At 49.9% G+C, this 6,389-nt stretch carries 7 protein-coding genes; 4 read left to right on the forward strand and 3 right to left on the reverse strand.

The features are described from left to right. From thiE to RMO52_RS00660, 4 genes are all read left to right on the forward strand, one after another. Positions 1-630: thiamine phosphate synthase (thiE, locus tag RMO52_RS00645; RefSeq protein WP_310410079.1), on the forward strand; the 630-nt coding region annotated here is incomplete at its 5' end. Positions 631-669: 39 nt separating this feature from the next. Continuing rightward, positions 670-882 (forward strand): sulfur carrier protein ThiS, encoded by a 213-nt coding sequence (gene thiS / locus RMO52_RS00650; protein WP_310410081.1) that lies wholly within the window; start codon positions 670-672, stop codon positions 880-882. Positions 883-913: 31 nt separating this feature from the next. Next, on the forward strand, positions 914-1,288 hold the full coding sequence (locus RMO52_RS00655) for a DUF2237 domain-containing protein (RefSeq protein ID WP_309741435.1): 375 nt from the start codon (positions 914-916) through the stop codon (positions 1,286-1,288). After that, positions 1,285-1,719: an NUDIX hydrolase gene (locus RMO52_RS00660; protein ID WP_309741437.1), complete on the forward strand. Its 435-nt coding sequence runs from the start codon at positions 1,285-1,287 to the stop codon at positions 1,717-1,719. Before RMO52_RS00655 ends, RMO52_RS00660 begins: the two co-directional genes overlap by 4 nt. Here the strand turns inward: RMO52_RS00660 and RMO52_RS00665 are convergent. From RMO52_RS00665 to dnaK, 3 genes are all read right to left on the reverse strand, one after another. Further along, positions 1,700-2,638 (reverse strand): hypothetical protein, encoded by a 939-nt coding sequence (locus RMO52_RS00665; RefSeq protein WP_310410084.1) that lies wholly within the window; start codon positions 2,636-2,638, stop codon positions 1,700-1,702. The genes RMO52_RS00660 and RMO52_RS00665 overlap by 20 nt on opposite strands. Next, the gene (locus RMO52_RS00670) at positions 2,638-3,648 is read right to left on the reverse strand and encodes a J domain-containing protein (protein ID WP_310410086.1); all 1,011 of its coding nucleotides are present in this window, start codon (positions 3,646-3,648) and stop codon (positions 2,638-2,640) included. The genes RMO52_RS00665 and RMO52_RS00670 overlap by 1 nt, the downstream gene beginning before the upstream one ends. A 148-nt stretch (positions 3,649-3,796) precedes the next feature. Beyond that, complete coding sequence (gene dnaK / locus RMO52_RS00675; protein ID WP_310410088.1) at positions 3,797-6,370, reverse strand: molecular chaperone DnaK; 2,574 nt, start codon at positions 6,368-6,370, stop codon at positions 3,797-3,799. Positions 6,371-6,389 lie beyond the last annotated feature (19 nt).

A 6,389-nucleotide genomic window follows, 5' to 3' on the forward strand; every position in this document is an offset into this window, starting at 1 on the left:
TTGACTAGTGCCAAGTTATATCTAGTCACCACTCCCACGCCCGATTTACTCCCCCGTGTCGAGGCAGCTTTACAGGGTGGCTTGACATTAGTGCAGTATCGTGATAAGCAAGCCAACGATACCGACCGATTGGCGATCGCCCAAGCGATGTGTCAACTGTGCCATAATTATGGCGCGTTATTTATCCTCAACGATCGGGTGGATCTGGCGCTAGCTGTGGGTGCTGACGGGGTACATTTGGGGCAGCAAGACGTGTCGATCGCGTTGGCGAGACAAGTATTAGGTTCGCAAAAGATCGTCGGCAAATCCACAACAAGCCCCGCTGAAATGGCGCAAGCGATCGCGGAAGGTGCCGACTACATTGGCGTTGGGCCAGTATATGAAACGCCGACTAAACCGGGCAAAGCAGCAGCAGGACTAGAATACGTCCAACATGCCGTCAAAAATGCCACTGTCCCTTGGTTTGCGATCGGGGGGATCGATAGTACTAATATTGATGATGTCCTCCAAGCTGGCGCACCAGGAATCGCGATCGTTCGGGCAATTATGGGGGCGGAAAATCCGACTCATGCCGTCCAGTCTTGTCTGTCGATCTTGAATCGAGTGCCACAATTAGGGGGTAGAGGGTAGAGGGTAGAGGGTAGAGGGTAGAGGGTAGGGAATAACTTTATGAATAATGCGATCGAGTTACAGGTTAATGGTGAGGGTCATACTTGTTTGCCACAGACGACTTTACCTCAATTATTAGTCCAGATGGGTCTCAATCCCCGACTGCTGGCAGTAGAATACAACGGGGAAATTTTGCATCGGCAGTTTTGGGATGAGACTGTGATTAAAACTAACGATCGACTAGAAATTGTGACGATCGTCGGTGGTGGATAAAATTGATATAGCAATTGTTAAATTATAAATTATGAATGCCAACACCGATCGAAATGTCCTCGGCACCGAACTTCAGACTTGCTGTACCGATCCGATGACCGGATTTTTTCGGACGGGCGTTTGCGTGACTGGCCCTCAAGATCGGGGCACACATGTAGTTTGCGCCCGCGTTACCGCTGAATTTTTGACGTATACTAAAGCACAAGGTAACGATCTGAGTACGCCCGTGCCTGCTGCCAATTTCCCAGGCTTAAAACCTGGTGACAAGTGGTGTCTGTGTGCATCGCGGTGGCAGCAAGCATTAGCAGATGGGGTTGCGCCGCCAGTCGATCTGGCAGCTACTCATGATGCGGCGCTCAAGTTTGTGTCCTTAGCAGATCTCCAACAACACGCAATTTCTCTATGAGCGGTGATGCACCTGTCGAAGTCGCGATCGCGATTTTACCCTATGAGGGCAAATTTTTGATGCAATTGCGCGATAATATTCCCACCATTCTCTATCCAGGATTGTGGGGTTTATTTGGCGGACATATCGAGGCTGGGGAAACTCCAGAAGTTGCTGTCGAACGGGAGATACTAGAAGAGATCGGCTATCAGATTAAAGAACCCAAGAAGTTTGGTTGCTATAGTGACGATCGAGTTATCAGACATATATTCTATACACCGCTGACTGTCGAGCTAGATAAATTGGTGTTAACTGAAGGTTGGGATTTTGGGTTGATTAGTCTCGCCCAAATCGAAGCTGGATTCGCTTATTCCGCGATCGCAGGTGAAGAACGTCCGCTCGGGGTGGTACACCAACAAGTCATGCTGGACTTTATCGAATGGTGGGGTTAGTCGATTCAGATTTCTCTGCTGACTGAGCTAGGGTAATTGTAATCGATAGCCCGACTGTCATTACTAACATTGCTTGTGGTGCAAGTGCTAGCAAGATGAGGTAGAAAAATACCAAAAATGAATACAATAAGAAGGGAAGCATCGCAAATCGGCGCGGCGATCGAGAATTAATATGTGGATACCAAGACTGGATCGACACGCATAATGTATAACCGATCGCTAAAAAATTAGCGGCAACTGTCAAGATTGTTTGCCATTCTTCTGGGAAATAGATGCCGAGGCGAACATAACTGCCACTCATGCGCTGACTTATTTGAGAGCTAGTTATCATTGCCAGACCCGACCAGCCAACTGCGGAAAAGACCAAGCTCAAAACCAGCGGCGGTAATGAAGCGGTCAAGGTTGCGAAAATTGCGCCCAGATCCAATAATCCGATGAGCATTAAGCCGAGCGCATTCCAAATCCACGCATGAGGCACAGCCATTTGCACTAGAGCAATGGTATGTAGCGGTAAGGCTAACAGAACTATCCAATAGATGAGAACTGGCACGCCCAGGAGTTTACCCAGCACAATTTCCCAGGGTTTTACAGGAGACAAATCGACCAAATCGAGAGTGCCTGTGCGGATCTCCCGATCGAAATCTTTGGCAATAAAATAGATGCCGCCGATTGCTAGCGCCAGCCAAATTTCCAGATTGAGTAGTTCGCAGACATGCAGCCACCAAGATCGTGAGATGTACCAATAATGGTTGTTAAATTCTAGTACGCGTGGAGCTGGCAATACCACTGTCAGGATTTGAGCTAGCAGTGAGACAAAGGTCGCGATCGCCAGATTTGGCAGCGTTAGTCGTGATTTTAGTTCTCTTCTTAGCTGAGGATTCCAGTCACCAATTAGGTCGAAAATTCGCTCTAACAGCATTAATTTATTGGTAAATCTAGACGCGGATTAAATGATTCGATCTCGCGTAGCTTCTGGTAGAGATCGCGTTCGGCTGGGGCGGGATTTTTGGGGACGACGATTTGAATTTCGAGTAACTGATCGCCGCGTTTGCCATCATCAGCCGGAAATCCTTTGCCAGCTAATCGCAATTTTTGACCGGAGGCAATACTTTGGGGCAAGCTAATTTTGACTAAGCCATCGAGTGTTGGGACTTCGACAAAACCACCCAAAACAGCTTCGGCGGGAGTAATGGGGAGTTGACAATGGACATTAATCCCTTCGAGTCTAAAAAACTGGTGGGGGGAGACATTAATCTTGAGATAAAGATCGCCACCAGCGATCCCTTGTCCGCGCAGGCGGATTTTTTGCCCTGGGATCATCCCTGGGGGCATCTCGACTTCCAGTGAGCGACCATCTTCTTGAATGGTGATGCGTTCGCGTCCGCCCAGATAGGCTTTGTCGAGCGGGAGCGTGAGTTCGGCTTCGAGATTTTTGGGACGCACTGGCGATGGTGCTTCGGCAAAGGTATTTCGTTCGGGACGTTCGGAGTCTCCGGTGCGACTATTCCGGCGTTCGTTATTGCGAGCAGTGCGAGCGGTTTGGGCATCAGTTCGCGCTGTGTCATCACTATAATAACCACTTGGACTCGCTTCTTTTTTCCTCCCTAATAATCGATCGATAAAGGTATTAAAATCATCGCTAAAATCATCTTCATCCGATCGATCTCTGGGCGGATTATTGGAGGTAGATTTGGTTCTATTTTTGCGCCAAAACCCGGCGAATTTATCATACTGCGATCGTTTGGATCGATCGGACAAAATCTCATAAGCTTCACTAATATCCTTGAACTTATCTTCAGCGCTTTTGTCCCCAGGATTGAGATCGGGATGGTATTTGCGCGCCAGTTGTCGAAATGACTGTTTGATTTCATCAGCGGAAGCATCCCGCTTCACACCCAATAGCTCGTAATAATTGCGAATGTCTTGCATGGGTTTAGGAGAGATGGGAGATGGGAGATGGGAGATGGATAGAGAGCATAGTAGGGTGGGCACTGCCCACCATCTAGGTTTCAGACATAATCTGTCCTATAAAACGATCGCATCTACCTACTGATTATTTACCCTCAAGTCCTCAAGTTTAAAATCTACCCCATTCATCATCTTCTTCATCCCAGTCATCGACTATTGGTTGAGAATTGGGATTGGGGGAGCGAGGGGGGTTGTTATTTGATTGGGTGCGCCGGGAGTCAGGGGGTTGTGCCGAGTTGTCACCATAGCGAGAATTGCGCTGTGCGGGGGGCTGAGATCGATTATCTGGTGTGTTATCGCGTCCAGTGGTCGATCTAGGCGTGCGGGCGTCTCCTTGGCGGCGGGATGTAGGGGGGTTTTGGTCGTCATCCCAACGATCTTGGCGTGGTGCTGAAGGTGCATCGTCTCGATAGTCATCATCGCGTTGGCGCGAGCGATTATCGGGGGGATTGTTTGCGGGTGGGTTACGGGGGTAGTCGTCGCGGCGGTTAGGGTTGTAATTGCCATTCTCGTCGCGGCGGTTGGGATAGCGTTCTTCTTCGCGATAGCCTTGCTGGGAGGCGTTGGAATTATTGCGACTGTCTCTGGGACGATCGCGAGTATTATCAGCGTAGGGATCTCTAGGCTGATTGTAGTCGCGATCGCGGTAGGGATCTCTAGAGTTATTGTAGTTTTGGGGTGGGAGTGCGCCGCGATCTCTGGGATACGATTGGGGATAATCATTGTTGCGATCGTAGTACGGTTCGCGACCAGTTCCGTAGGGACTATAGACATCGCGGGGGTTGTAGGCATCGCGATAATTGTATTCTTCATCATCGCCGACAAAGATTTCTTTGAGGGTACCGAGAATCCCCTTATCCTCTTCTTCGGTGAGCATTTTCACCTGACGGCTAAAATCATACAGCGCATCGTCCAATTCGCTTTTGATTTCGTCGATCGATCTTTCGTCCCCATCGGCGAGTGCTTGGCGGATCTCGCGCACTAAGCCTTCAATTTGCTTGCGTTGAGCATTGGCAAACTGCATCCCAAATTCCAGCGCCACTTCGCGCAACTGGCGTTCGGCTTGATAAGACAAGCTCTCGGCGCGGTTGCGTTTATCGATTTTGTCGCGTTTTTGTTTATCGCTAGCGGCAAATTGCGTCGCTTCATCGATCATCCGCTGGACTTCCATTTCCCCAAGTGAGGACGCACCTTGGATCGTAACTGTCTGTTCGCGTCCGGTGGTACGATCCATTGCCGTCACTTGCAGGATGCCATTTGCATCGACATCGAGCGACACTTGCACCTGCGGAATCCCTTTCGGTGCGGGGGGAATGCCCGTAAGTTTAAATCGTCCCAGGGACTTGTTATCCGCAGCCATTTCCCGCTCGCCTTGAACGATATGGACTTCTACCATCGTTTGATTATTTTCCGATGTGGAAAAGATATCTGATTTCCGCACGGGAATTGTCGTATTGCGGGGGATCAGTTTTTTCATGACCCCGCCGATCGTTTCTAGTCCCAGCGACAGCGGCGTGACATCTAGCAGCAAGATATCCTTAACTTCGCCAGAAAGTACCCCCGCTTGAATTGCGGCACCGACAGCGACCACCTCGTCGGGATTGACGTTTTGATTGGGGCGTTTATTGATATAACTTCTCACCAATTCCTGCACTGCGGGAATCCGCGTCGAGCCGCCGACTAGTACCACCTCATCGATGTCATAAGCCGTCAAGCCAGCATCATTCATCGCCCGTTTGACTGGCCCGCGCAGCCGTGCGATCAGATCGGCGCACAACTCCTCAAATTGAGCGCGAGTCAGCCGCGTCTCGATATGTTTGGGGCCATCGGCGGTCGCCGTGATGAAGGGGAGATTGATATCCGTCACCATCACCCCAGAGAGTTCGATCTTCGCCTTCTCAGCGGCTTCTGTCAGCCGCTGGAGCGATTGCCGTTCCTTCCGCAAATCGATATTTTCGGTAGCCAGAAATTGCTCTGCCAACCAATCGACGATCTTGCGATCGAAATCCATCCCGCCTAACTGGACATCACCGCTAGTAGACTTCACCTGAAACACGCCATCGCCAACTTCCAGCACGGAGACATCAAAAGTCCCGCCCCCCAAGTCAAAAGCTAAGATCGTCTCGCTCTGGCGTTTGTCCAAGCCATACGCTAGCGATGCTGCTGTTGGCTCATTTAAAATCCGCAGGACATCCAATCCGGCAATTTTTCCGGCGTTTTTAGTTGCTTGGCGTTGAGAATCGTTAAAATAAGCAGGTACGGTAATTACTGCACCAGTCACGGGTTCGCCGAGATATCTACTAGCTTCGTCGGCTAGTTTTTGCAAGATCATCGCCGAAATCTCTTCGGGAGCATACTCGCGATTTTGTTTGGGACATTTGATTTTAATATTGCCATCTTCATCCTTGCGGATCGTGAAGGGTACTTGCTTCGATCTGGGGCTGAGTTCGCCATATTTACGCCCCATAAAGCGCTTGACCCCATAAAATGTATTTTGAGGGTTAAGTTCTGTTTGCCGTCGCGCCATCTGCCCAACGAGGCGTTCGCCGTCTTTGCTGAATCCAACGACGGAGGGTGTGGTACGCATCCCTTCTGCATTAGCGATTACCACTGGTTTTCCACCTTCCATCACAGCTACCACTGAATTGGTGGTACCCAGGTCGATGCCTACTACTTTACCCATCCGCTGTTTCCCTTTGTAT

Origin of the sequence: Chamaesiphon sp. OTE_8_metabat_110, assembly GCF_031382685.1 — a bacterium.
Classification (GTDB): Bacteria; Cyanobacteriota; Cyanobacteriia; order Cyanobacteriales; family Chamaesiphonaceae; genus Chamaesiphon.